Genomic DNA, 25376 nt, shown 5'->3' on the forward strand with positions numbered 1-25376 from the left:
ACCGTATGCCGCGAGCCCGGCTCCCCGTCGCGCCCCCCGGCGCGACGGGGCCGGCTCAGTCGGTCACGTGCCGCTGGTAGGACAGCAGCGCCTCGACCTTCGCGAAGCCGAGCTCGACGTTGACACCCACCATGTGGGCGTTCTGCTCGGCGTTGCAGGTGTTGATCCGCTTGGTCTCAGGGGCCAGCCGGGCCAGCTCCTGCAGACCGCGGGCCTTGACCGCCATGCCCAGCCGGTGGCCCCGGTGGTCCCGGCGGACGAGGGTGCCCCACTGCATGACCTCGTCGGGGTCGTCCTCCGACACGACCAGGTCGTTGTAGGCGACCACCTCACCGGACGGTGCGATGGCCACCGTGTGCAGCATGGTGCGGCCCTGTGCCCGCATCCGCTCGAGCTCTTCGAGATAGGTCTGCGGGGTCTGCTTCTCCTCCTCGAAGTCCACCTCACCGGTCGGGGCGTCCACGGCCAGCTGGTTCCAGCAGTCGATGTAGGACGGCAGCAGCGCCTCCGGCAGGGGCGACCGGTGCGACTCGACCCGGTAGCCCTGGTGGTGCTCGGCCGCACCGGCGGCGAGCTCGGCGAGCCGCTCCGGCACGACGGGGAGGTCCAGGATGCGGCGGATCTCGGTGTTGGCGTAGCTGAAGCCGTGCCGCTCGGCGAACCGGACGTGCGGGTGGTCCGCCCGGGCGCCGTCCGGCACGTTGAACTCGACCAGCACGGTGCGGCGACCCTCCTCACGGGTGCGCTCGACGACCCGCTCGGCGAGGGCGCTGCCCGCGCCCCGCTCGCGCAGGGCGGGGTCGACCTCGAGCTCGACCCAGGTGAACTGGGTGTTGTCGAGCAGCGGGAACCACAGCAGGGCCACGCCCGCCACCTGCCCGTCGACCAGGGCGATCCAGGGCTCCAACCGCTCGGACGAGCTCGTGCTGCGGAGCTGCACCGTCATCTCGCGCAGCGACCAGAGCTTGGCCCACGGGCGCTGGTGCCGCTTCGACGCGCTGTCGGCCGCGTGGACCGCGGCCACCTCGGCGTCGTCGTGGACGTCCATGAGCCGCACCACGACGGTGCCGGTGGGGTCGTCGTGCGCTGCCAGGTGCGGTTCCGTCGTCGGGTTCATGGTCCGAGTGTCCGGCCAGGAGGCGTTCTCGGACAACGGGTTTTCGCCGTCGTCGCCCGCTCAGGGGGCGAGGTGGGCGTGCACGAGGGCGACGGTCGCAGCACCTTCGCCGCTGGCCGAGGCGACCCGTTTCATCGAGCCTGCCCGCAGGTCGCCGGCCGCGAAGATGCCGGGCACGGTGGTCTCCAGCGCGGCCGGCGGTCGGCCGTTGCGCCACAGCTCCATCGGCACGTCCCGGCCGGTGAGGACGAAGCCGCGTTCGTCCCGCACCACCTCGTCGGGCAGCCAGTCACCGCACGGGTCGGCCCCCAGGAGCAGGAACAGGCCGCCGGCGTCGACCCGTTCGGCACCGTCCGGGCCGGCCAGCTCGAGCCACTCGAGGGACGAGTCACCGCCCCCGTCGACGACCCGCGTGGAGGTCCGCACGGTGATCCGGTCGGTCGAGTCGATCTCCCGGATCAGATAGTCGGACATGGTGGCCGCCAGGTCGGGGCGTCGCACGCACAGGGTGACGCGCACGGCATACCGGGCGAGGTAGACCGCCGCCTGACCGGCCGAGTTGCCACCGCCGACGACGAAGACGCTGCGCCCTTCCATCTCGCGGGCCGCGCTGGTCGCGGCACCGTAGTAGACGCCGAGGCCGACCAGCTCCTCGAGCGGGTCGATCCCGAGGCGCCGGTAGGTGACCCCGGTGGCGACGAGCACGGCGCGGGCGTGCAGCTCGCCGCTCTCGGTGCGGATGACGTGCGAGCCGCCCGGGCTGGCGGCGGGCACGATGCCCTCGGCCGCCACGCCGGTGTAGATCCGGGCCCCGAACCGCGACGCCTGGAACCGGGCCCGCTGCGCCAACCGCATGCCCGAGATCCCGCGCGGGAAGCCCAGGTAGTTGCGGATCATCGAGCTCGTCCCCGCCTGACCGCCGACCGCGTCGGACTCGATCACCACCGTGTCGAGACCCTCGGAGGCGCCGTACACGGCCGCCGCCAAGCCGGCCGGGCCGGAGCCGATCACGACGAGGTCGATCGTGTCGTCGGCGTCCATGGTCTGGGGCGACCCGTAGACGGCCCGCGCCACCATCCGCGCGGTGGCGCCCTCGATCGGGTCACCGACGAGCCCCGAGGCGACGACCGGGAACGCCGGCGACGCACCGCTCTGCACCGAGGGCAGGTCGGCCAGGACTTGCCGACCGACCTCGCTGTCGGGCGAGTACACCCCGTGCGGGATGCCCATCCGGTCGAGGAAGTCGCGGATCCGCGACACCTCGGCTCGTGACCCGCCCTCGATCACCTGCACACCCTCGACCTCGGGCGTCGATGCCGTCCAGCCCCAGTCCGAGAGGTACTCGGTGACGGCGGTGTGGAACTCCTCGTCGCGCGGACCTGTCGGGATGAGCAGGTAGGTGTCGATCCGCCCGCGCCCCAACGCCTCGCGCAGCCTGGGCAGCGACAGGCCGTAGTCACCGCGCGACGTCAGGCAGATCCGCCGGGCCGCGGGCAGGAGCGTGTGCAGCTCGTCGAGCAGGTCGAGCCCCACCTCGACGCCGGGGACCGCCCATCCGACACCGAGCAGCGCCACCGGCTGGCCGTCCTCCAGCGCCTGGCGCACCAGCTCGCGGGCGCCGTCTGCGTCGTCGGCGCAGAGGACGTCGTAATCCCTTGCGTAGCGCGCGAACTCGCTGTCGACCACCGGGATCTGCTCTGCCGCGACCACGAGCACGATCGCCGGACGGACCCGGGCCGTGGTGGTCATGGCTGGAAGGTCATGGCGAGGGCGTCACTGCCGGTCGCTGTCGATGAGCCAGGAGTCGCCGTCGCGCACGAAGGTCAGTGTGTGCGTCTCGTCGCTCTCGTCGCCGTCCTTGGGCTTGAAGGTCAGCTCGACGACGGCCTTGTCGTTGGCCGAGTCGGCCTCGACGTTGCCGACGTCGACCGACTCGATGCTGTCCCAGAACGTCTCGTAGCCCTCCCGCCCGTCGGAGGCCTGCTGCATGGCGGGGGTCAGCTGGGCGAACGTGTCGTTGCGCTTGTTGGCCTTGGTGACGTCGCGGTAGTAGGACTCGATGAACCGCGTGAGGGCCGCGTCGTCCTTCGAGGTGTCGGTCGTGGTGCTCGTGGTGGTCGTGGTGGTGGTCGAGCTGGACGTGGTGCTGCTCGTCGTCTTCGTCTCCGACGGGGTCTCGGTCTTGGTCTGCGTGGACGTGACCGTGGTCGTCTGGCCCGGGGTGGGTGTGTTGGTGCCGAACCCGTCGGTCAGCGCGTAGGCGATGCCGAGCGCGATCAGGGCCAGGACGACCAGCGCCACGATCCAGGCCGTCGCCCGCGAGCGCCCGTCCCGGTCGTCCCTCGGGGCGGTGCCGCGGGCGGCATACGGGTCGGTCACGGGCGGGGGCGGCAGCGGCGCGGGCTCGAACCGCTGGGTGCTCTCGACGGGCGCGGCGATGACCTCGGTCGCGGCAGGGTCGGCGCCGGCCCCGAGCAGCGCGCCCGCGGGCAGCGCCATGGTGGCGTCACCGTGCGCGATCCGGTCCAGCCGGTCGGAGGCGGTGGCCATGTCCCAGCGGCGCTCGGGGTCGCGGTCCATCATCGCGGCGATGGCGCCGCCCAGCGGTCCGGCCTTCTCCACCGGGCGCCCGTCGCCGCGGGAGATCGCCTGCAGGGTGGCCAGCGGGTTGGCCTGTGCCTCGTAGGGGGGCTGCCCCTCGACCGCGTAGAAGAGCGTGGCCCCGAGCGCCCAGACGTCGGAGGCCGGGGTCGGGTCGCCGCCCCGAGCGAGCTCGGGTGAGAGGTAGCCGGGAGTGCCCGTCATGAACCCGGTCTGCGTCAGCTGGTCGTCGGCCTGGGCCCGGGCGATCCCGAAGTCGCTGATCTTGGGGGTGCCGGCCAGGTCGATGAGGATGTTGCCGGGCTTGATGTCGCGGTGCACGATGCCGCGCTCGTGGGCTCGGGCGAGGGCACTGGCGACCGCCGACCCGATCGCGGCGACGCGGGTCGGTGGCAGGGCGCCGACCTCGCGGATCCGCTCGGCCAGGCTCTGGCCCTCGACGTACTCCATCACCAGCCAGTGCGAGTCGTTCTCGTCGACCACGTCGAACACCCCGACGGCGTGGGGGTCGTTGAGCGACGCCGCGATCCGGGCCTCCCGCATCGCCCTCGCGGCCGCGGCCGGCTCCCCCGGCAGCGCGCCGATCTGCTTGACCGCGACCTCGCGGCCGAGGACGGTGTCGCGGCACAGCCACACCGTGCCCATCCCACCGCTGCCGATGGGACGGACCACCTCGTAGCGTCCGGCGATGACCTGGGGCGGCACTGGGGTCCTTTCGATCGGGGCTGGTCGTCTGTCGATCGGGTCCGGGGTTCACCCTATTGGCCACGGCTGTTCCTTGACACTCCACGGTCGGCCCGTGCGACGGTGTCGGGATGCGGCCGAGCCTCTACGAGTTCGCCGGTGGCGAGGACGCCTTCCTCGCCCTGGCCCGTGCTCACCACGAGCGGTGCGTCGCCGATCCGCTGCTCAACCACCCGTTCAGCAAGCAAGACCTCGACCCCCACCACGTCCAGCGCCTCGCCGCCTACTGGGCCGAGGTGCTGGGCGGACCACCGACGTTCTCGGCCGAGCTGAGCGACCACTCCTCGATGCTGCGGCTGCACGCCGGCAACGGCCCGGGCATGCTCGAGCTGGGCCCGCGGTTCGTCGACTGCTTCGTCGCCGCCGCCGACGACGTGGGGCTGCCGGCCGACCCGGAGTTCCGGGCGGCCCTGCGGGCCTACATGGAGTGGGCAGTGGCCGACGTCAACGAGTTCCACGACGCCGGGGCGAGCGTCCCGTCCGGGTGGGGTATGCCGCGGTGGGACTGGGACGGCCTGGTCACCTCCGGCCGCGACTGAGGTGCACCCGCACCGCCACGCTCAGGCGAGGGCGTCGACGATCCGGTCGGCGGCGGCATACGGGTCGGTCGTGCCGTCCACCACGGCGGCAGCGAGCTCGTCGACGCCCTGGCCGTGCCGCAGGTCGCCCATCCTGGCGCGCAGCGCCTGGAGCGCGATCGACTCGATCTCGTCACCGGCCCGGCGGATCCGACGCTCGCGCAGCGTGCCGGACTCCTCCATCCAGGACGTGTGCTTCTCGATCGCCTCGACGACCTCGTCGATGCCCTGCCCCTGCTGCGCGACGGTCTTCACGACCGGGGGGCGCCAGAGGCCGGGTTCGGTGCGGTCGCCGAGCGAGATCATGTGGCGGATGTCGCGGACCGTGGCGTCGGCTCCGTCGCGGTCGGCCTTGTTGACCACGAACACGTCGCCGATCTCGAGGATGCCGGCCTTGGCAGCCTGGATCCCGTCACCCATACCCGGGGCGAGCAGGACGATCGTGGTGTCGGCCAGCCCGGCGATCTCGACCTCGGACTGCCCCACGCCCACCGTCTCGACGAGCACCACCTCGCAGCCGGCCGCGTCGAGGACCCGCAACGCCTGGGGGGTCGTCCACGAGAGACCGCCGAGGTGTCCCCGACTGGCCATCGAGCGGATGTAGACCTCGGCGTCGAGCGCGTGGTCCTGCATCCGCACCCGGTCGCCCAGCAGCGCGCCGCCCGAGAACGGGGAGGACGGGTCGACGGCCAGGATCCCGATCCGCTTGCCCTGCTTGCGGAAAGCGGCCACGAGCGCGTTGGTGGAAGTGGACTTCCCGACGCCCGGGCTGCCGGTGATGCCGATGACGTGCGCCCGGCCGGTGTGGGGGGCCAGCGCGGCCATCACCTCACGCAGCGCGGGGTGGGCGTCCTCGACGAGGGAGATCAGCCGCGCGACGGCACGAGGCGACCCTGCCCTGGCCGCATCGACCAGGGCAGGGACGTCGACGGTGCGGGGAGCCAAGCGTCAGGCGCTGTCGGAGGAGGTCCGCGGCACCCGCACGATCAGGGCGTCGCCCTGACCGCCGCCGCCACAGAGGGCAGCAGCCCCGACCCCGCCGCCGCGCCGTCCCAGCTCGAGCGCGAGGTGCAGGGCGATCCGGGCGCCGGACATGCCGATCGGGTGGCCGAGGGCGATCGCGCCGCCGTTGACGTTGACCTTGTCGAGCTCGATGCCGAGCTCCTGGGCGGAGGCCAGCCCGACGGCGGCGAAGGCCTCGTTGATCTCGACGAGGTCGAGGTCGGCGGGGCTGATGCCCTCGCGCTCGCAGGCCTTGGCGATGGCGCGGGCGGGCTGCTGCTGGAGGGTCGAGTCCGGGCCCGCGACGACTCCGTGGGCGCCGATCTCGGCGATCCAGGAGAGCCCGAGCTCCTCGGCCTTGGCCTTGCTCATCACCACGACGGCGGCGGCGCCGTCGCTGATCTGGCTCGCCGAGCCGGCGGTGATGGTGCCTTCCTTGGAGAACGCCGGACGCAGCTTGCCGAGCGTCTCGGTCGTGGTGTCGGCGCGGATGCCCTCGTCGCTCTTGAACTCGAGCGGGTCGCCCTTGCGCTGGGGGATCGACACGGAGACGACCTCGTCGTCGAAGAGGCCGTCCTTCCAGGCCCGGGCGGCGAGCTGGTGGCTGCGCGCGCTGAACTCGTCCTGCTGCTCGCGGGTGAAGGCCTGGGCGCCGGTGTTGGCCTGCTCGGTGAGCAGCCCCATCGCCTGGTCGGTGAAGGCGTCCCACAGGCCGTCGAACGCCATGTGGTCGCGCATCTGCACGTCGCCGTACTTGAAGCCCTCGCGGGACTTCTCGAGCAGGTGCGGCGCGTTGGTCATCGACTCCTGTCCCCCCGCCACCACGACGTCGAACTCGCCGGCGCGGATCAGCTGGTCGGCCATCGCGATGGCGTTGATGCCGGAGAGGCAGACCTTGTTGATGGTCAGTGCGGGGACGGTCATCGGGATGCCGGCCTTGGCCGCGGCCTGGCGGGCGGGGATCTGGCCCGTGCCGGCCTGCAGGACCTGTCCCATGATCACGTAGTCGACCTGCTCGGGGCTCACCCCGGCCTTGTCGAGCGCGCCCTTGATCGCGAAGCCGCCGAGGTCCGCCCCGGAGAAGTCCTTGAGCGAGCCGAGCAGTCGGCCCATGGGGGTGCGCGCACCCGCGACGATGACGGAAACGGGACGGTCAGACATGGTGGGAGGCCTCCAGCGCCAGTGGTGATTACCTCCCTGCACTCTAGTGCGCCGGTCCGCGCCCGGCTTCGCCCGGGCGGGTGGTGCTGACCACACTCGGGTATGCCGCGTGGCGGCCTCCCAGCCCACCCTCCCGTGCGCGAATCCCGTTGTGCGACAGCCCGAGTGTCCCCACTTGCGCCGCCGCAGAATGGTCGTGCAAAAGGGTTGACGACTGCCCCCAAGGTGCGTAATCTTCGAACAGGTGTTCGAACGAGTATTCGGGTAGGCACCAGACGCAGGGGACGATGGAGAGCCTTCCGGGGGGTGGGTGGTATGACGGCACAGGTGGGGCAGAGTTCGCCCGCGCCCACCTCGTCCGCGCGCCTCACTCCCGCGCGCCCCACTCTCGCTCGCGCTGGGATCGTCTTCGGGAGTGGGGGCGTGACCGCGGCGCTGGTGCGCGACGCCGACCCGGTTCAGCTGGCGGCGGCGGTCGGTGCCCTCTCGAAGTCGGATGTGGCGGCGCTCGACCGCGCCGAGGCCGAGGCATACGTCGTCGCCTGCGAGCGGGTGCGGGCGGCATTCGAGGCTCGTCAGGCGCTGGCCATGGACACCCTGGCCGGTCGCGTCGAGGACGACCTGCACCGGCAGCAGGCCGAGGCGCCGCTGTCCGCCGGCACACGGAGCATCGACACCCACGGGCTGGTCGCGTCCACGCTCTCCCCCGCGTTGCACTGCGCGACCCGCACGGTCCAGCGCCGGCTCGTCGGTGCTCGGTGGCTGGCCTGCGAGTTCGCGGCGACGTTCGACGCGGCGTGGGACGGCGACCTCGAGCAGCGGCGCAGCGACGTGGTCGTCGAGGCGGGCCTGGCGGTGTCCGCCGATCTGCGTGGCGCCTACGAGGCCCTGGTGCTCGAGTCGTCGGTCGACGAGGTCACCGGCGAGTACGTCGTGGTGTCCGAGAGGATGCGCGAGCTGTCGCGCTCGGAGCTGGTCAGCCGGTGCCGCAAGATCGCGCGAGAGCTCGATCCCGACAGCGAGCAGGCCGCCCTGCAGCGAGCCCGCGACGCGCGTCGAGTCGTGATCCAGCCGCACCCCGACCAGCCCGGCATGGCCCGGTGGGTGGTCGTGCTTCCCACAGAGACCAGCCAGCGGCTCGCTTCCGCGGTCGATGCGCTCGCTGGTCAGTACGCCCGAGCCAACCCCGGCACGCCGATCGATGCGGCCCGGGCCGATGCCCTCGCCGATCTCGCTCTGGCCCAGTCCGACGTGACCACCGTGGTCGAGCTCCTCGTCCCGGTCCTGCCCGCTCCCGCCGAGTTGGTCGCCGAGCCAGCAGAGCCCGAGTCGGCAGGGCCCGAGTCGGCAGGGCCCGAGTCGGCAGAGCCCGAGCCCAAGCCCGGAGAGTCAGAGCCGGTCTCCGAGCCAGCAGAGCCCGAGCCAGCAGAGCCCGAGCCAGCAGAGCCCGAGCCAGCAGGTGGTGGCGCGTCGCAGCCGCGGGAGGGTGCCCCGGTTCGGTGGGTGATCCCCGGCGTGGTCGACGACCCACGGCACGGCGCCCTCACCCCCGAGGTGATCGCTCGGATCCTCAGCGACCCGGATGTGTCGGTGCGGTTGGCGCGCCTCGACCCGGACGGCTCGATCGTTCAGGACCCACGCAGGTATCGCCCGAGTGCCTCGGTGCGTCGACGGGTGCGGTCGAGGGACGGTTTGTGCCGCTTCCCGGGCTGCCACACGCCCGCTCGTCAGACCGACCTCGACCACGTGGTCGCGTTCCCCGTCGGACCCACCGACCCCGCCAACCTGCTGTGCCTCTGCCGCACCCACCACGGGTTCAAGCACCATGGCGGGTGGACGCTCACGCTCGCGAAGGATGCGCGGGCCACGTGGCGCGCGCCCGACGGTCGCACCTGGGTGACCGAACCTCGCCCAGCGCAAGTCCGTGACGACCTCCGGCTCACCGACGGCATCGGTGCGGACCGGCTGCACGACCTGCGTCGAGGGTGGTTGCCCGGCCTTCCGATCGGCATGACCCCGGCCGACCTCACCGACGCGGAGGACCGTCTGCCCGACGATCCACCCGAGAGCCCGGCCACCCCCCTTGCGCCGCCCGACTGGGTGGACCTCGACGACGCCCGCCCGTGGCCGCCGCCCGGACCGCATCGCGACCTCGTGGTCGAGAGCCTCGCGAGCGGATCGGCCCTCGAGCAACAGCTCGCCCAGCTCCTGGCCCTCGCAGCCTGACCGATGGGCTGCCGACGGTGAGCGATCAGCCGGTGTGGACCTCGGTCACGCGCTGCCCCTCAGGGCTGACGATCGAGACGGTGATCCGCAACGGACCGACCAGCGGGATGAACCCCTCGTACGGCGGTGGCGGGTTGAGCCCGCGACGGACCCGGTTGCGGACGACCACGATCTCGCTCGAGCTGGGGAATCCCCCGTCGGCCAGCGGGATCTCATCGAGGGGGAACGACCCACTGAGGCTCCGCGGCCGCAGCGGCGGTCCCACCGGTGGTCCGAAGGGAGGTCCGAGGGGCACCCGCGGGAGGAAGGGTCCGCCCGGACGCACCCCTCCGCCGAGCGCCCCGCCCGGGGTGAGTGGTCCAAGCGGCAGGGGCCCCAGCAGACGTTGTTGGGCCACGATCTCCATGACGTAGGGCGGCCTCCGACGATAGCTCGCGTCCGTCACGATGCCGAGGTGCACCCCACGGCCGGCGATGGCGAACACGTCGACGATCGACACCGAGATGTCCGGCGGCGGAGCGACCCAACCGGGCACGGTCAGCTCGCGCACCACCTCGCGACCGAACGGGTCGACCAGCCGCACGCGCACGTCCACCGGGTCGGCGGCAACCGGCCGCGTGAACCACAGGGCCAACGGCGACTGTCCTGCCACCCGCGTCCCCTGCTCGAGCACCGGCGCGGTCGCCGCCCCGGCTGGAGCGGTGGTCAGGGCCGTCGTCGGCACGTCCTGCAGGTCGACCGAGGCGACGTCCAGCGCTCCTGCGTCACCATCCAGGCGATGCACCCCGGCGGGCAGGACCCGAGGCGGCGCCGTGGTCGCGGTCCGCACGACGACGCCTCGGTGGTCGGCGCCCCAGACGTCGGCAGCGAGCGGTTCGAGCTCGGGCGGCCCGGGTGGCACCAGCAGGTCGACGACGTCGGAGGCCGGTGATGGCAGACCGCGCTCGGCCTTCTGCGGCACGACGTCCACCGGCACCGCGACAGCGCGCAGCAGCCAGGGGTCCCAGCGTCCCGGGAGGGTCCCGGTCCAGGTCGCCGAGTAGATCGGCTGACCGAGGACGGGGTCGAGGTCGGTCGGCCCGGGCACGGTGGTCACGATGACCTCGGCGAACGCTGGGCCCATCGTCGCCACGTCGCGGGCTGCGTCCTCGGAGGTGGTCCGGTGCAGCCGGAACCGTTGCACGGCAATGGAGCTCGCGGCATACAGGGAGATCGTGACGGTGCCGTCGAGGGCAATGGACGGGCGCGCCAGAGGCGGTGCGGGGCGGCGCAGCCGCGGCGCCATCACGGCCTGGAAGTGCTCGTGCGGCGCGCCCCCACCCGGCCAGGGGCTCTCGATGCCGGTCTTGGTCATGGTCGTCACGACGAAGAGGTGGATGTCGTTCGAGCCCTTGGGCAGGGTCACGTCGTGGGTGCGGACAGCGCCGTCCACCTCGACCAGCCGGCGGAACGTCGCGCGTCGTTGGGTCTGCGTCATGGCGTCGTAGGCGTTGCGCAGGTCGAGGAGCCGCTGACCGGGCAGCGTCGAGTCGGGAGCTCGCGCGGGGAGTCCCGCCCGTTGCCGCAGCGAGGTCTCGTTGACCTCCCAGATGATGCAGGTGCGCACGTCGGCGCCACCGGGCAGCGACCACGCCACCCGCACGTGGCTGCAGCCCTGCGCATCGACGGTGCTCCCGAGCGGCACCCCCGGCAGCGGCGGAGGCGGCAGCGGGGTCACCGGCACCGGGCTGGCTGCGTTGGTGCGCGCGGGGTGCGGGTCCACCGGCGACCACGGCGTGGGGCTGGAGCCGACCAGCAGGTGCCGTCGCGCCCACACCTGCACGCCCCACCGCGGGGTGCTCCCGAAGTCCAGCGCGGGCACGTCTGCCACCACCGCATAGCGTCGGCCGCCATCACCCTGCCCCGGGCCGGGTGTCACCCGTTCGGTGCCGTCGGCGCTGAGTGGCTGCACCGTGCAGCCGCCCGGCACGGGGACGTCCCCGGCGAAGGTCCAGCCGAAGTCGCGACGGAAGCAGCCAGTGGGCGTCGGCGAGCCCGGCGACATCCCGACCGGGGCACGTCGGTGGCCAACGTCATCGGGAAGTAGATCGCGACGATCTCGACCTGGGTGGGAGTGCGTTCCAGCCACTCGACGGCGACCTCGGCCTTGAGCGTGGCCGGACAGCTGGTGCTCCCGCCGTAGTGCGTGTCGAGGGCGACCGAGATGAGCCGGGTCGGCTGGGGCGCGGGTTCCGTGCCGTCCCAGGTCACGTCCCGCCACGGCGACCAGATCCCGTGCACGTCACTGACCGCGACCGCGTAGCCGACGTGCCGCCCACCGCTGCCGATCGGGATCTCCTGCCCCCCGTCGACGAGGGCCACCCGGTTGAACCCGGTGTTGCCCTCCGAGCCGTCCGGACTGATCAGCAGCGGCCGGTCTCCCCCGGCGTCCCGCCTCGGCAGCAGCGACTCGGCAGGCCCCGCCGTCAGCAGGTCGTAGCGCGCGAGGGCCGACTCCGTCACCGGCGATGCAGCGGCGTTCTTGGGCACCCGGTCCCAGGTCAGCCGGATCGACTCGCGCCAGGGATCGTCGGGCTCGACCGGGCCGACGAGTCCCGCGCGTTCGGACAACAGCGCGGTGGGCGCGGGCACCACGAGGTGCGGCTCCGGAGCGGGCGCGTAGGCCGCGAACTCGGCACCTCCGCGGTCGGGCGGGGCGAGCCGCGCGTACTTCGCGGTGACGAGGAAGTCGCAGTAGCCAACCGCGACCTGCTGGTCGTCCATCCGCTCGAGGGAGTAGCTGGCGCCGAAACCCGTGGCGAGGTTGAGGAACGGGTCGCTGATCGCCGGGAGCATCAGCATCGGCCACGGCCCGGTGTCGGCCTGGGTGTTCAGCGAGGACATCTTGCCGTCGTGCTGTGGCGGGTCGACGGCACGCGGGCTGGTGATGGTGTGCTGGAGGTACTCCCGCACCGACGGGTCGTACATCGGCGGCAGCTCGGGGAACAGGTGCTTGCGGACCTCCTCGACGAGCAGCTTCGGGTCGGGGGCGGTCCAGGGTGGGGCGAGGCGACCGGACTGTGTCACCGGCCCCCACCCGATCGGTGGGCCGCCGCGCAGCAGCCGCTGGACCGCGGCGTCGACCGGCGGCATGGGGCTCGCGACCGGCCCCTGGTCGCTGGTGTCGTAGTCGAACCCCGCGGCCGGCTGGTCGACCGGCAGCCCGACGACCTCCACGGGGGTCCACGAGGGATCGTCGACGATGTCGGCCAGCGGCTGGACGGCGACCGTGATGTCGGTGCCGTTCCACACCTTCGCGTAGGTCGCGCCGGAGGTGCGGACCGTGATGCTCAGGGGTGCGGGGCTGCTCGGCTGCACCGACCCCGCGGCGACCGCGTGGTCCGCGTCCTCACCGGTGCGGAAGAGGTAGACCGCCACCGGCGCCGACGAATCGACCGGGCGGCAGGTGACACGCACGCAACCGGCCTCGACCGGGCCCCACGTGACGAACGGGACGCTGTCACCGGAGACCTGGATCCGGGCGCGCTTGGGCGAGTCCTTCGGGCTGCGCGTCCACACCGTGAACGGTCCGTGCGGGACCCCCAGCCCGGGCCCACAGGCCCAGCTGACGTGGATGTCCATCGACCGGAGCTGGAGCTGTCGCTCGTCGAAGGCTGCGGTCCCGCCGGTCCCGCCGGTCCCGCCGGCCCCGCGGACCGCGCGGGTCAGGTGGGTCAGGTGGCTCAGGGCACCCGGCTCGAACTGGCGCTGCAGGTCCCGCTGCCGGGCCGCGAGGGTGGCCCAGGGCAGCCGGACCGCCTTGGCGCGGAACCGCGAGGAGTCGGACCTGCGTGCCATCAGAGCTCCTCCTCCCACGGTGCACGGGTCATCGGGACGTCCACTGCGACGGCTCGCGTCTCGGGCGTGCCGGCGAGCGGGTCGGCGGCCACGACGAGGTCGAGCGCGGCGCGGGTGCCGCGGGCGCCGGGGCGAGCAGCACGACGGCGCGACCGAGCCCGGGTCCGCGGATGATGCGGGTGATCCCAGCGGCTGGTAGCGCCCCGGCCGGCGCGGCCGCGGTGCTGGGCTTCAGCGACAGCCAGTCGGCCGGTCGTGCAGCCCACCAGTGGTGGGTCGGGTCGACCGAGTCAACCGGCCCCTGCACCTGGGTCGGCATCAGGCGTGAGCGCCACAGGGTCTCGCTGCACTCGACCACGAGCGCCTGCGGCGTCGGCGTCGGGTCGGTCGACCACAGCACCCGCACCATCGGCGCGTTCGGCGTCTGCGGTGTGGTCAGGCCGGCGGACTGGAAGGCCGTGTCGAGCTGGTCACCGGTGGGGGCGTCCGGCAGGGCGGCAAGGGGTCCGATCGAGGGGATCACGGTATGGCGCCAGCGCGCCTCGCGGAGCAGGTCGCCGAGCTGGGCGACGGTGCCGAAAGCACTGGTGGTGAAGCCGATCCGGTGGACGAGCCCGCGAGCGCCGTCGGGGGCGCCCTTGGGCACCGCGTGCACGTCGATGAGGTAGTCGGTGAGCGGCTCGAGGTCGTAGGGCAGCTCGAGGACGTCGTGCCGCACCCGCTCGCCGCTGATGTCGATGCAGCGCTGACCCTCGCCGAGCACCTCGATGACGGCCTCCTCCCAGGGCGTGGAGACGGCCAGCCCCTTGAGCTTCTTGAGGTGCACCCCGTCGGCCTCGAGCGGGACGGTGAAGCCCGTGCCGGGTGCGCCACCGCCCGGAGGTGCCGGGTGCTTCCCGGAGGCCGAGAGCACGATCACCCGCAGCTCCTTGCCGTACGCGTCGAAGAGGGCTGCGACGTTCTGGGTGGCGAGCGCGATCCGGATCGGCTCGGCGCAGAGCACGCCGACGTCGTCCATCCCCGGTGCCGAGGCGAGCAGCCACGGCGACAGGTCGGTGGGGGCGCGGTCGACGCCGTCGGCCTTGAACTGGAACGTGTCGGTGTGGCCGCCGTCCCAGGAGGGCGAGGTCGTCGGCTCGTTGTCCTGCTTGACCGACGCGGCCCGCCAGGCCACGGACACCGTGTAGGTGCGGCCGGGGACGAGCAGGGCGTGGTCGTCGGGGTCCTGGGTGAGGGCGGTCTGGACTGCCTCCTGCTCACTGGTCACGACCGAGGTGTCCCACGACCAGCGGGTGGCCTCGCTCGTGAGGACGCCGGTCATGGCGACGAGGTGGAAGGCAGGAGGCGTCTGGTCCTTCGCGAATCCCGTTGCATCCCAGCCTATTTCCACACTCGCGACGCCCTGGATGTCTCGTGAGTGCACCAGCAGCAGGGCCTGCGGCCAGGTGGCGCGAGAGGCGACGCGCGCCGCGACCTGGCCGGCGCGGCATACCGGGTCGAACCACGGACCGTCCCCGTCGACCCACGCGGCGGGCAGGGGGTTGTCGGAGTCGAGCCGGTCGTCGGAGTCGAGCCCGCGCTGGTCGAGGACGTTCCCCTTCTCGTCGAGCCAGCGGACCACGAGGCGCCGCACGAACAGCTCCTCGGGCACGAGCAGCAACAGGGTGAGGTCGCCCGCTCCGCCCTCGGGGCGGATCCGCAGGGTGTCGCGCAGGTCGCTGGGCGTGAACTTGAGACGCCCCCAGGCCCGCTTGACCCGCTCCATGTCCTCCTCGGTGCCGAACGGCGCGGGCTGGTCGGAGTCGCGGGTCGGCGACCGCAGGATCCGACCCTCGCAGCCCAGCCCGGTGGTCGCCGCGGCCCGGGCGACCTGCGGGTCCCAGCCCTGCTCGAGCCGGGTGGCTTGCGCGTCGCCGAGGCTGGTGCCGGCGGCGAGGGCGGCGGCCACCTCCCCGAGCGCGTGGTCGTCGGAGGCGGTGGACCGGTGCGAGTAGGTGCTGCCCGCCGTCGCGACCCAGGCCTTGAGCGGGTTGGGCACGTCGCGACCGCGGCGCGGGGTGCAGCAACGCACGGCGTCGCCGAGGACGACGGCCGGGTTGGTGCCCTGCAGGATGTCGATGGCGGTGTCACCGGTGCGCCAGGCCTCGGTGACGTCGCACTCCCCGTGCACCGGGCGGGTGCGCAGCGTGTCGGGTGGGTCGGGCCACGGGATGCCGTCGAGTGTCCATCCCACCGTGCTCGGGCCTGGCGGCTTGCCGTCGAAGGTCCACAGCACCGGGGCGGGCGGTGCGGCCGGGTTGCAGACCGTGCCCCAGCGGTCGGTGACGCTGGTGGTCAGCGTCTCGCCGTAGGGCAGCGCCCGGCTGAACGGCGTGGGCAGCCAGTTGAGCAGGGCCAACGCCGGTCCGCTGGCCGGGTCGGCCGGGGAGGTCTGCTTCCACCACGAGCTGGGCGTCTTGCCCGCGGGCGGCGCCGGTTGGAGGTCGGGCAGCGCGTCGCCGGTGAGGGTCACCGAGGTGATCTCGTAGGTCCACCACCGGTCGCCGAGCCGCGACCACGGCCGCGCCCCGCTGTTGCCGAGCGGCGTGCCCCCCATCACCGGGCCGCCCAGGTTGGGCGCGGTGTTGAACAGCACGACCGGTATGGCGTCGAGTGGCACCGAGGGCGGCGTGCCGGTGCGCACGGCGTCGGCGAGCTTGGCGTCGATGGCGCGCTCGGCACCGGTGCCCTCGACCAGCGCGGGCGAGCGTGACACGAGGCTGACACCGGCGACCAAGGGAGGTGGCGTGAGCGTCTCGGACGGGGTGTTGCCGATGGTGAGCGAGACGCAGCCCTTGACCGAGAAGAAGAAGAAGTCGACCTCGCCGCACACCTCGCCGTGCACGTAGGTGACGTCGGGGCTGGTCTGGGTGGTGCGGCCCACGAGGACGTCGAGCTCGGCGCTGGCGCCGATGCTGATGATGAACAGCCGCAGCTCGCCGCGGACGTAGATCTTGCCGGCGAGGAAGAACGGGTCGAAGCCGAGGATCGCGTCGAAGCCGCCCGCGACCTCGAGGTAGAGCCCGATGCTCTTGCTGCCCATCAGGACGCAGCTGATGTGGAAGCCGGTCGCGATGGCCATCCCGCCGGTGACCGGTGGCAGCACGGGGATGCTGATGCCGTTGCCGTGCACCATGAGGTAGCCGCTGCCCTTGATGACGTCGAGCACCTCGATGGTGACGCGGTCCTCGTAGGAGCCGAGGTCGACCAGCCAGTTCTGCGGTTGGTGGGTGTCGAAGAAGGCCGTGACGGGCACGCGGATCTTGAGCAGCTTCTCGATCTCGTAGGCCGCGACGATGCCGAGCGTGATGGTGCCGCGCCCGAAGTCGATGTCGAGCACCGCGAGGAACGTCGCACTCTGGCTGGCGTTCTTGAGGATCGGCGGCATCTTGAGGACGTCGGCCTTCATCACCAGCAGCAGCCGCGGGCCGGGGACCTCGATCAGGATGATGCCCTTGAGGTGGACGACGAAGCCACCGTCCGCGGTGCCGAGCAGCATGCCGGCCGCGAACGCGTAGGAGCCCGCGGTGTGGGTCCACCCGTCGGGGTGCATGACCTGGCCGCGCTGGAGCTGGGCCGTCAGCCAGTCGAGCGCGGGGACCGGCCTTGACGCGTAAGGCGATTCGTCCCGGGCGTAGTTGATGCCGACGCCGCCGAGGAAGCCGTAGATGCCGAGGCCGGAGTTGCCGAGCAGGATCGGGACGGGCAGCTCGACCTCGGCGCCGATCAGCACACCCGTGACGCCGTTCTTGGTCTCGACGGCGAGGACGGCGCTGGCGCGGATGTTGATCGGCGTGATGGTGAGGTCGAAGTAGCCCTTGAAACCGAACGGCGTGAACTCCAGCGACCCCTTGCCGTGCAGCACCCCGGGGATCTCGAGCGAGGCGGCCAGCTTGGTGAGGGTGAGCTCGAACGGGCCGTCCAGCCGCGCCCGCACCCGCACCGTGTCGACGGTGACGATGCCGAGGTCGAGCCCGAGGCCGACCTCGACCTCCATGTAGGTGGGGTTGTCCCGGCTGACCCGGAAGCCCAGCACCCGCAGCAGCTCGTCGAGCGGTGGGCTGGCGGTGAGCGCCCCAGCCGGGATGTCGAGGGTGTAGCCCTTGCTCGGGTCGAAGACCGGGACGGGCAGGTAGTCGATGTGGCCGGGATTCGCCGGGTCGGGTGCGGTGTCCCACGACGACCGCACGCCGATCGCCTTGTATCGGGTGGTGACCGGGTGGTCGGGGTTCACCTTGACGATGGTCAGGTCGAAGGTGAAGGTGACCTCGATGTCGAGCAGGATGCTGATCGTCGTGCCGCGCGGGTCGACGGTGGCCGAGCCGTCGGGCGCGATGGTGCCCTGGCTGACGACGAGCTCTCCTCCGCGGAGGATCAGCTTCTGGGTGTTGATCAGGCTGCTGGCGCCCAGGGCGATGCTGCCGATCGAGACCAGGGCCCCGGCAGCGGGTGACAGCTCGGCGGCCGCGGAGCTGAGCGGCGCCAGGATGCTGAGCGCGCCGAGGACGTTGAGCGCAGTCTGGTCGGAGTGCGCGCTGTCCATCTGGGCCAGCCCGTCGAGGTCGGCCTCGGCCGCCCGGAACTCGGCGCTGACCAGCCAGGAGTCGCGGTCCTCGGCGATCCGGAGCCGCACGAGGAAGGTGCAGATGCCGTCGGACGGGTTGCGGGGACCGCTGCGCAGGGCGGGTTGGGAGTGCTGGCGCAGTGCGGTCTCGGCGGCGGTCTCGATGTCGAACTCGCCGTACACCTCCGCCCGGATGAAGGTGCTCCGCAACAGCTCGACCCGCACCCCGATCTTGCGGAAGCAGTCGGGGCGGCCACCGGTCGGCGGCGTGCGGTCGACCTCGCGGGCCGGTGGCCGCACGACTCTCTCCACCCGTGCGGTGATGGTCTCCTCGCCGTTGCCGGCGGTGGTGGCTCGGGCTCGCCACCACGCGCCGCTGCCGGCCGGTGGTGGCGGGGTGGTTCCCTCCACCGAGGTGGTCTGGGCTTTGGCCTGGGTGAAGCCATCGGCCGCACCGGCCGTGACGTTGGTGAATCCCTTGCGGTGCAACAGGTGCACCATCACGTCACGGCGGCGCTCGCTCAGCTTGCGGTTGTAGTCGGCGTCGTTCGTGGTGTCGTGGTCGGGCCCTTCCCACGATGCATAGCCCTTGACCGTGAGCGGCGTGTTGGCACCGATCTGGGTGATGACGGCTGGCGTGAGGGCGTCCCAGAGCGAGATCGAGCTGCCTGGGTTGGTGCGGGTGGAGGCCGGGCCGACGTGCACGTTGGAGGGGTTGGTCGCCCAGTTGCGCAGGGCGTCGGGGAAGGTCGGGTCCTGTGGGTCCGGCGTGGTCATGTTGGGGCTGAACGGGTCTGGCTGCGCGAACAGGTAGTAGGCGTCGATCACCTGGGGGGCGGTGGCGGGCAGGGTCGCGGTGACGTTGACCGTCGCACCGGCGGCCACCGGCACGTCGGCCTCGATCGACGGGCCGGCCGAGCCGCCGGTCCAGGTCCAGTTGGCGGCCACCGGCGGGTCGGTCGTGAGCTTGACGTGGGTGGCGGTGACCGACACCCGGCGTATGGCGTGCGGCCGGCTGTTCGTCGGAGTCACCGTGACGGTGGAGTCGCCGCTGCCCGCCCCGCTGGGCGTGCTGCGCCGGACCGCGCTCAGCGTGCGGGTGGTGGGGTTGCCCGCACCGTCGGTGGCCGTGACGGTGATGCTGAGGCTGCCGGTCGACGGCACGGTGAGGGCGACCCGGTCGTCGGCGGTCACGACGCCGTCGACGCTGATGCTGACCGTGATCGGCGCCAGGCCTCCGGCGGTGTCGACGAAGAGGGTGGCCTGCTCGGGCAGCTGGGCCGCCCCGGTGCCGGGGTCGCCGATCCACTCCCCCGACGCCGTCCGGAAGCTCACCGTCATCGTCGGGGTGCCGCCCCGGTTGACGACCTCGGCCTCGAAGATGCCGGTGACGCCGGCGTGCACGCCCATGCCGATCCAGAGGTCGCGCACCCCGGCACTCACGGCAATGCCTTGCAGACCCGTGGGGGCCACGAACAGCCGCGCCTCGGGCAGGTAGAAGCCCTGCCAGTCCGAGGGCATGGCGCGTGCCCCGCCGGGGACGGCCGGCACGTTGGGGCCGGCCTCGCCGGAGAGGTCGAGCACGGCGGTCCGGAAGGCGAAGCCCACGACGTCGGACGGCCCCACGAGCGCGTAGGGCGGGTTCATCGAGATGAACTCGTAGATGTGGTCGACCGGGGTGCCGCCGGTCTCGGCCGACAGCAGCTCGACACCCACAGACTGGCCGGCGAGCTGCTTGGCGCGGATCCGCAGGGACGGCAGCGTGAAGGTGACCGGCATGCCGTTGGCCCGGAGCTGGCCCTGTCCGTCGAGCTCGGCACCCCTCAGGAACGGCAGCCGCACCAGCACGATCGGCACGGTCAGGGTGACCCGCCAGCCGCCGTCACCGACCCCACCGGTCTGGTGCAGCCCGAGCTGCACGCTGACGCTCGGGTCGGGGAACTCGATCGGCGTCGTCGAGGTGGTGCCGCCGTTGCCGAAGCCCCCCGAGCCCGGGTCGAGGGTGATCGGCGTCGGCCAGGTGCCGGTGGCCGTGTAGCTGTGCCAGGTGCCGTCATCGTCGGTCGAGAGGCCGTCGTCGGTGCCGGTCAGCCCCTGCAGGAGCGGTCGCACCTGGTCGAGGGCACCGGAGTTCCGCGCGCTGGCGGGAACGTCGTCCCACAGCGTCACGGCACACCTCCCCGGGCGAGGCGCGGACCTAGCAGGACGGCCTGCCGCGGTGACGCCGCAGCCGAGCGTCCGGTGTGAGTGGCTGCGGGTCCCCTCGCAGCCACTCGAAGCGAATGCAAGCCAGTGGTGCTTCATGCAGGTAACCAGTGGCGAGAGTCAGTGGTCAACGACCTGTCACAGAGCCGACAGGGGCGGCCGCGCCAACCACCCGCAAACCTCGACATTCCGCCCACCCGGCCGGATCGGTGCGGCGGCTGTCGTAAATCGTCAGCTGCGCGGCGGTTGGCCCGTTCATCGGGGTCTGTCTGATACGTCGAGGGCGCCGCTCACCTGTTTGGTGGAACTTCGGCCTCGCACCGCGGGGCGAGCCGGTTCTTGCAGGTGCGCGGTTAGCCTTCCGGCATGGTCACCCCCATCGCCCAGTCCGACGACCCCAGGACGCTCACCGAGGTCGAGCGCGCGGAGCTCATCCAGCTGCTCCGTGGCGGTGCCTGGCGTGTCCTCGGCGGCGTCCCGACCGACTGAGACGACCCCCGCAAACCTTCAGGTCGCGCTCAGATCGGCCCGTGCCCGCGACTCGACGGTGATGGTGACCGAGCCGCCGACCGACTCGAGCAGTCCGCCCACCAGCGGCACCCGCGCCCGGCCAGTGATGCGGACGACCGCGGTCCGGCCGTCCGGGCTGCCCGTGCCCGGGGCCACCTGCCAGTCGACCAGGCTCTCCGGCCTCGGTCGCTGCGCGAGGTAGTCGACCGCCGTGCGCCGCACCCCGGAGTCATCCAGGGCGACCGACCCCTCCAGCCCGTCCGCGTACGCACCGACGTCGAGCGAGCCCGCGGCGGCGAGCGCGGCCGCGTCCGCGGCATCGAGCAACCGCATTCGGGAGAGCTGGACGGAGGTGACCGCCACCGTCCCGACCACGAGCAGGATGACGACCACGGTGAACCCGAGGACGAGCAGGGAGACCTGCCCCGACTCGGCCCGGCCACGACGAGCCTTCACCGGGCGGCTCGGAACCGGTCCACGACCAGGAGGTGGTGCGAGCTCACGGGGATCGCCAGCGGGACCACCCTCCGGGCGAACGACGGCACCAGTGGCAGCGGGACCGCGACAGTCGCCGTGGCCTCGACCCGTCCTTCGGGCCGCAGACAGGGGGCACCGTCGCAGACCACCACGACCTTGGAGTCGGCGGTGCCAAACCCCTGGTCCTCGAAGGCCAACCGTGCGGCGGCCTCGGCTCGTTCCTCTGCCTCGCCGTCGTCATCGGAGCTGACGTAGACGCGGGCGGCTTCGCGCGCCGCGGCCGACGCGGCATACGCGCCCGCCTGGACGCGGGACACGGTCATGGTCAGGTAGAACAGCGGCACCATGACCAGCACGGTCAGGAAGACGAGCTCGACCACGGCGCTGCCTGCGTCGCCCGAAGCCCGTCCTCGCAGGCGCGAGAACAGCCGGCGACGGGTCCGAGCGGTCACTGGGCCTCCAGGAAGGCGCGGCCGACGAGGTCGAAGCCGTCGTCCGGGCCCCACGACCCCAGCACCGGGAGTGGCGCCCGGACCCGCACCGCCACCACCCTCACGTCGCCCTCGACCCGCACCTGGGCCGACACGTCGCGGGCGAAGCGTGCCGACACCGACGACGCGATCAGCGACCGCGTCCGCGCGGCACCCTCCTGCGGTCCGGACCCCTCCCTGGCCCCGAAGCGGGCCCCCTCGGACGCGCAGGCGAGGAGCGTGTTGCGCACGTGCAGGGTCAGGCCGACCTGCAGCGCCGCGACGAACAGCAGGGACACCAACACCGAGGTGAGGACGAAGTCGCTCACCGCCGACCCTGCCTCGCGACCGCCACGCGTCACGCGTCGCACGAGGTCAGCGACGGGCGCTGTCGAGGGCGTCGGTGAACAGCGCACTGAGCTGGTCCTCGGCCACGGCCCACAGCGCGGCGACCAGTCCCGCGGTCATCAGGGTGATCAGCACCCAGCCGGGGACATCGCCGCGCTCGCGTCCGGCGCGCCCACCCGACGGCCCTCGCCGGGTCGGTCGGACCACGGCGAGCTGGGCCCGGACCAGGGCGAGTTGTGCACGGACCACCGGACGGTGAAGGACTGACATGGCTGTTCCTCTCGTGTGCTGCATCGGTCAGATCTCGAACTGCAGGAAGGCGAACCCGGGGAAGATGGCGAACAGCACGGTGACCGGGAGCACGAGGAACACGACCGGCACCATCATCGCGATCTCCTTGGTGCCGCCGACCTCCATGACGGCGCGGCGACCGGCCTCCCGCACGTCGTGCGCCTGGGCGCGCAGCACGTCCGCGAGAGGAGTGCCACGCTCGACGGCAACGACCATCCCGTCGACGAACCTCGACAGGCTCACCAGCCCGGTGCGGTCGCCCAGGCCCTGCAGGGCGGTCGACAACGGTGCACCGGCCCGGGCGTCGGCCAGGCAGCGCCGCAGCTCGGCCGCCAGCTCGCCGTGCGAGAGCCGGCAGACCCGTTCGAGGGCACCGACGGCTCCCTCGCCCGCGGCGACCGCCAGAGCCAGCAGCTCGGCGATCGTGGGGAACTCCCGCAGGATGCGCTGCTCGCGCACGTTCGCCTCGTGGCTCAGCCACTGGTCGCGAGCGACGACGCCGACCGCCACCCCACAGACCACGATGAGGAGTGGTCGGACGACCGACCCGCCCTGACCCAGCCACACCGCGCTGGCGAGCGCGAGTCCTGCGGCCATGCCGACCGCACCCCAGACCACCTGCTCGGCCCTGAACCGGTCGACGTCAGGCGGCTTGCCTGCGCGCGCAAGCCGACGAGCGACCGACGACGACCGACCCAGCAACGACTCGACCCGGCGCGCGAGGTCGGTCACGAGTGGCCGGGTCAGGACGGCGAGGACGCCGGCACCGCCGAGCGCACCCACGCCGGGCGGCCGCGCGCCCAGCAACCGTGACGGCCTCGGCGCATCGAGCAGGTAGGGCAACAACCGGTCGTCCAAGGTCAACCGGTGTCGCAGCGGCAGTCCGAGCCACACCAACGACAGACCGACGCCGAGACCGAGGCCGGCGAACGCCCCGAGCACGGACGGGTTCACCGGAGCACCCGCTCGTCATCGGGGAGCCGCGCGACGACCAGCATGATCCGGTAGGCCGCGAGCGACACGACGGCACCGACCAGCAGGACGAGCGTGCCGGTGGCCGTGGCATACGCCTGGACGGACTCCGGCCGGGTGCAGAGCATGGCGAGCACCACCCACGGCGCCGCGACCGCCAACCGCGCCGCGTTGACCGTCCAGCCCTGTCGTGCCTCCAGCTCCGAGCGGGTGCGGCTGTCCTCCCGGAGAAACGCGGACAAGGTCCGCAGGAGCGTCCCCAGGTCACTCCCGCCGACCTCCCTGGCGATGCGCAGGGACTCGACCAGTCGATCGCCGACGGGGTCGCTGAGAGTCGCCTTCAGCCGGTCGAGGCAGTCGTGGAACCGGCCACTCGACCGGTAGTCCTCGGCGAAGGCCAGGAAAGCCGGGCGGAGCTCCTCCGGTCCGCGGACGGCCAGCTGGCTCAGCGCCTCGGGGAGAGCCAGGCCGGCGCGCACTCCCGAGGTGATGTTGTCGACGGCGTCCGGCCACAGCTCGCGCAGGTTGGCCCGACGACGCCGAGCCCGGCTGCGCACCAGGGCCAGGGGTGCGTAGCCCGCCATCCCCCCGAAGCAGAGCGCCACGGGCACCACGCGGATCGCAGCCTCGACGAGCAGGCCGACGACACCGAACGCCGCGAGGCAGCACGCAAGCAGCACGCCCGGGCCGACTGTCTCGTAGCCGGCTTGGGCGAGCTGTTCGCGGAGGCGCTGGCCCGCTCCACCGCGACGAGGCCCACGCGGGGTGGGGTCAGGGACCCAGCAGGCCCACCAGAGCAGGAACAGCCCGCACCCGAGCGCCAGACCCACGACGATCCCACTCACGTCGTCACCCCGACCGCCAGCAGGGCCGCGACGTCGTAGCCGGCTCGCCGGAAGCGCTCGTGGTGCGGGGGGAACCCATCAGCCCGGCGCAGCACACCATCGCGCTGGGTGAAGATGTCGGCCGTCTCCACCACGTCGCCCTCGACCCGCCCCGGGACCGCCACCACCTCACGGACCCGGCGGACGCCGTCGTGCTCCAGCGCCGCGTGGATCACGAGGTCGATCGACCCCGCCACCGTCGGGACCACGAACCGGCTGCCGACGTTCTCTCCGGCCAGGAGGGGCAGGGTGCACATCTTCGTGATCGCCTCGCGCGCACTGTTGGCATGGATGGTGCACATGCCGGGCAGGCCGCTGTTGAGGGCGATGAGCAGGTCGAGGCTCTCCCCCTGGCGCACCTCGCCGACGACGATCCGAGAAGGACGCATCCGGAGCGCCTCCTTCACCAGGCGCCGCAAGGGGATCTCGCCGGTCCCCTCGAGGCTGGGTTGGCGACACTGCATCGCCGCGACGTCCCGCAACGGGAGCTTGAGCTCGAACACCTCCTCGCAGGTGACCACTCGCTCGCGCGGCGGGATCGCGGCCGCGAGGCAGTTCAGCAGAGTGGTCTTGCCGGCCTGGGTCCCGCCGGCGACCAGGATGTTCAACCCAGCCGCGACGGCGGCCTCGAGGAAGCGGGCTGCGGGGGCGGTCAGCGTCCCGAGCCCGACGAGGTCGTCGAGGTGCGATGCGCTGGCCACGAACTTGCGGACGTTGACCGACCAGTGGGCCCGCGTGATGTCAGGGATCACGACGTGCAACCGCGACCCGTCCGGCAAGACCGCGTCGACGAACGGGCTCGACAGGTCGACCCGCCGCCCGCTGGACTTGAGCATCTGCTCCACGAGGTCTCGCACCCCGTCGTCGGTCAGCATCGTGGTGGTCAGCTCGGCGACGCCGCCGCGTGCCACGAACACCTTGGTGGGTTCGTTGATCCAGATCTCCTCGACCTCCGGGTCGTCGAAGTAGGGCTGGAGCGGGCCGAACCCCGCCACGGCGTCCTTCACGGACTTCACCGCGTCGTCGAGTGCCGGCAGTCTGGGGAGGCTGCCGTGCAGCGACCGGCCGTCGTAGTCGGCCACCACCTCCCTGACCAGGCGGTCCAGCGCGCCTGCGTCGCGCAGTGGGTCGAGACCGGACCTCCTGATCAGCTCCCGGACCTCCGACTCGACCGTGGCCAGCGCCTCCACTGCGTTCCCCTCCTCGACCCGTGCTCACCGACTCCGACGCTCGCGTCGCATTCTGACTTCGTTTGCGGCACTTTAGATGAGTTGCCGTTTGCTTGACGTCGGTTGTCCACAGCTGTGGATGAGCTGGCCGCGAGCCACTGCGCTCCGCCTACGGTCGGCG

18 protein-coding genes are annotated in these 25376 nt (G+C 72.4%); 3 read left to right on the top strand and 15 right to left on the bottom strand.

The genetic code is table 11. From position 1 onward, the window contains the following. Nucleotides 1-55: 55 nt before the first annotated feature. From BLQ34_RS09050 to BLQ34_RS09060, 3 genes are read right to left on the bottom strand one after another with little or no spacing between them, the layout of a single operon-like run. Nucleotides 56-1117 carry a GNAT family N-acetyltransferase gene (locus BLQ34_RS09050; RefSeq protein ID WP_091784288.1) on the bottom strand — a complete coding sequence of 354 codons (1062 nt, stop codon included), beginning with the start codon at nt 1115-1117 and terminating at the stop codon, nt 56-58. Nucleotides 1118-1177: 60 nt separating this feature from the next. Further along, nucleotides 1178-2866: an FAD-dependent oxidoreductase gene (locus BLQ34_RS09055; RefSeq protein ID WP_091784292.1), complete on the bottom strand. Its 1689-nt coding sequence runs from the start codon at nt 2864-2866 to the stop codon at nt 1178-1180. A gap of 24 nt (nt 2867-2890) precedes the next feature. Beyond that, nucleotides 2891-4423: a serine/threonine-protein kinase gene (locus BLQ34_RS09060; protein ID WP_091784295.1), complete on the bottom strand. Its 1533-nt coding sequence runs from the start codon at nt 4421-4423 to the stop codon at nt 2891-2893. Nucleotides 4424-4533: 110 nt separating this feature from the next. Here BLQ34_RS09060 and BLQ34_RS09065 point away from each other — a divergent pair, with 110 nt between their 5' ends. Further along, nucleotides 4534-5001, top strand: coding sequence for a group II truncated hemoglobin (locus BLQ34_RS09065; RefSeq protein ID WP_091784298.1), 468 nt, complete (start codon nt 4534-4536; stop codon nt 4999-5001). Between the two features lie 21 nt (nt 5002-5022). Here BLQ34_RS09065 and meaB read toward each other — a convergent pair whose 3' ends face one another. Then, nucleotides 5023-5985: a methylmalonyl Co-A mutase-associated GTPase MeaB gene (gene meaB, locus BLQ34_RS09070; RefSeq protein WP_091784302.1), complete on the bottom strand. Its 963-nt coding sequence runs from the start codon at nt 5983-5985 to the stop codon at nt 5023-5025. 3 nt (nt 5986-5988) lie between these two features. Beyond that, nucleotides 5989-7203, bottom strand: a complete 1215-nt coding sequence (locus tag BLQ34_RS09075; protein WP_091784306.1) for an acetyl-CoA C-acetyltransferase — start codon at nt 7201-7203, stop codon at nt 5989-5991. Between the two features lie 423 nt (nt 7204-7626). Here BLQ34_RS09075 and BLQ34_RS09080 point away from each other — a divergent pair, with 423 nt between their 5' ends. Continuing rightward, nucleotides 7627-9429, top strand: coding sequence for an HNH endonuclease signature motif containing protein (locus tag BLQ34_RS09080; protein ID WP_091784309.1), 1803 nt, complete (start codon nt 7627-7629; stop codon nt 9427-9429). Between the two features lie 25 nt (nt 9430-9454). Here the strand turns inward: BLQ34_RS09080 and BLQ34_RS09085 are convergent, their stop codons facing one another. Genes BLQ34_RS09085 through BLQ34_RS09090 form a run of 3 tightly spaced genes read right to left on the bottom strand, consistent with a single transcriptional unit; the run spans nt 9455 to nt 20038 of the window. Continuing rightward, nucleotides 9455-11299, bottom strand: a complete 1845-nt coding sequence (locus BLQ34_RS09085; RefSeq protein WP_157692961.1) for a hypothetical protein — start codon at nt 11297-11299, stop codon at nt 9455-9457. A 44-nt stretch (nt 11300-11343) separates the two neighbouring features. Beyond that, nucleotides 11344-13266, bottom strand: a complete 1923-nt coding sequence (locus BLQ34_RS18765; RefSeq protein WP_157692962.1) for a hypothetical protein — start codon at nt 13264-13266, stop codon at nt 11344-11346. A gap of 28 nt (nt 13267-13294) precedes the next feature. Then, the gene (locus BLQ34_RS09090; protein ID WP_091784315.1) at nt 13295-20038 is read right to left on the bottom strand and encodes a hypothetical protein; all 6744 of its coding nucleotides are present in this window, start codon (nt 20036-20038) and stop codon (nt 13295-13297) included. A gap of 402 nt (nt 20039-20440) precedes the next feature. On the opposite strand from BLQ34_RS09090, the gene BLQ34_RS19420 reads away from it, so the two are divergent. Further along, nucleotides 20441-20563, top strand: coding sequence for a hypothetical protein (locus BLQ34_RS19420; protein WP_269457330.1), 123 nt, complete (start codon nt 20441-20443; stop codon nt 20561-20563). An 18-nt stretch (nt 20564-20581) separates the two neighbouring features. Here the strand turns inward: BLQ34_RS19420 and BLQ34_RS09095 are convergent, their stop codons facing one another. The 7 genes from BLQ34_RS09095 to BLQ34_RS09125 are packed head-to-tail and all read right to left on the bottom strand — an operon-like array spanning nt 20582 to nt 25216. Beyond that, complete coding sequence (locus tag BLQ34_RS09095; protein WP_091784318.1) at nt 20582-21040, bottom strand: pilus assembly protein TadG-related protein; 459 nt, start codon at nt 21038-21040, stop codon at nt 20582-20584. Continuing rightward, a complete protein-coding gene (locus tag BLQ34_RS09100; protein ID WP_231961518.1) occupies nt 21037-21513 on the bottom strand; it encodes a pilus assembly protein in 477 nt (158 codons plus the stop codon). Before BLQ34_RS09100 ends, BLQ34_RS09095 begins: the two co-directional genes overlap by 4 nt. Further along, nucleotides 21510-21860 carry a TadE family protein gene (locus BLQ34_RS09105; protein ID WP_231961519.1) on the bottom strand — a complete coding sequence of 117 codons (351 nt, stop codon included), beginning with the start codon at nt 21858-21860 and terminating at the stop codon, nt 21510-21512. The genes BLQ34_RS09100 and BLQ34_RS09105 overlap by 4 nt, the downstream gene beginning before the upstream one ends. A gap of 46 nt (nt 21861-21906) precedes the next feature. Continuing rightward, on the bottom strand, nt 21907-22149 hold the full coding sequence (locus BLQ34_RS09110; protein WP_172829380.1) for a hypothetical protein: 243 nt from the start codon (nt 22147-22149) through the stop codon (nt 21907-21909). A 27-nt stretch (nt 22150-22176) separates the two neighbouring features. After that, nucleotides 22177-23124 carry a type II secretion system F family protein gene (locus BLQ34_RS09115; RefSeq protein ID WP_091784323.1) on the bottom strand — a complete coding sequence of 316 codons (948 nt, stop codon included), beginning with the start codon at nt 23122-23124 and terminating at the stop codon, nt 22177-22179. After that, the gene (locus tag BLQ34_RS09120) at nt 23121-23987 is read right to left on the bottom strand and encodes a type II secretion system F family protein (RefSeq protein ID WP_091784326.1); all 867 of its coding nucleotides are present in this window, start codon (nt 23985-23987) and stop codon (nt 23121-23123) included. The genes BLQ34_RS09115 and BLQ34_RS09120 overlap by 4 nt, the downstream gene beginning before the upstream one ends. Further along, nucleotides 23984-25216, bottom strand: coding sequence for a CpaF family protein (locus tag BLQ34_RS09125; RefSeq protein ID WP_091784329.1), 1233 nt, complete (start codon nt 25214-25216; stop codon nt 23984-23986). The genes BLQ34_RS09120 and BLQ34_RS09125 overlap by 4 nt, the downstream gene beginning before the upstream one ends. Between the last annotated feature and the right edge of the window lie 160 nt (nt 25217-25376).

The organism is Pedococcus dokdonensis (assembly GCF_900104525.1).
In the GTDB taxonomy this organism is placed as follows: Bacteria; Actinomycetota; Actinomycetes; order Actinomycetales; family Dermatophilaceae; genus Pedococcus; species Pedococcus dokdonensis.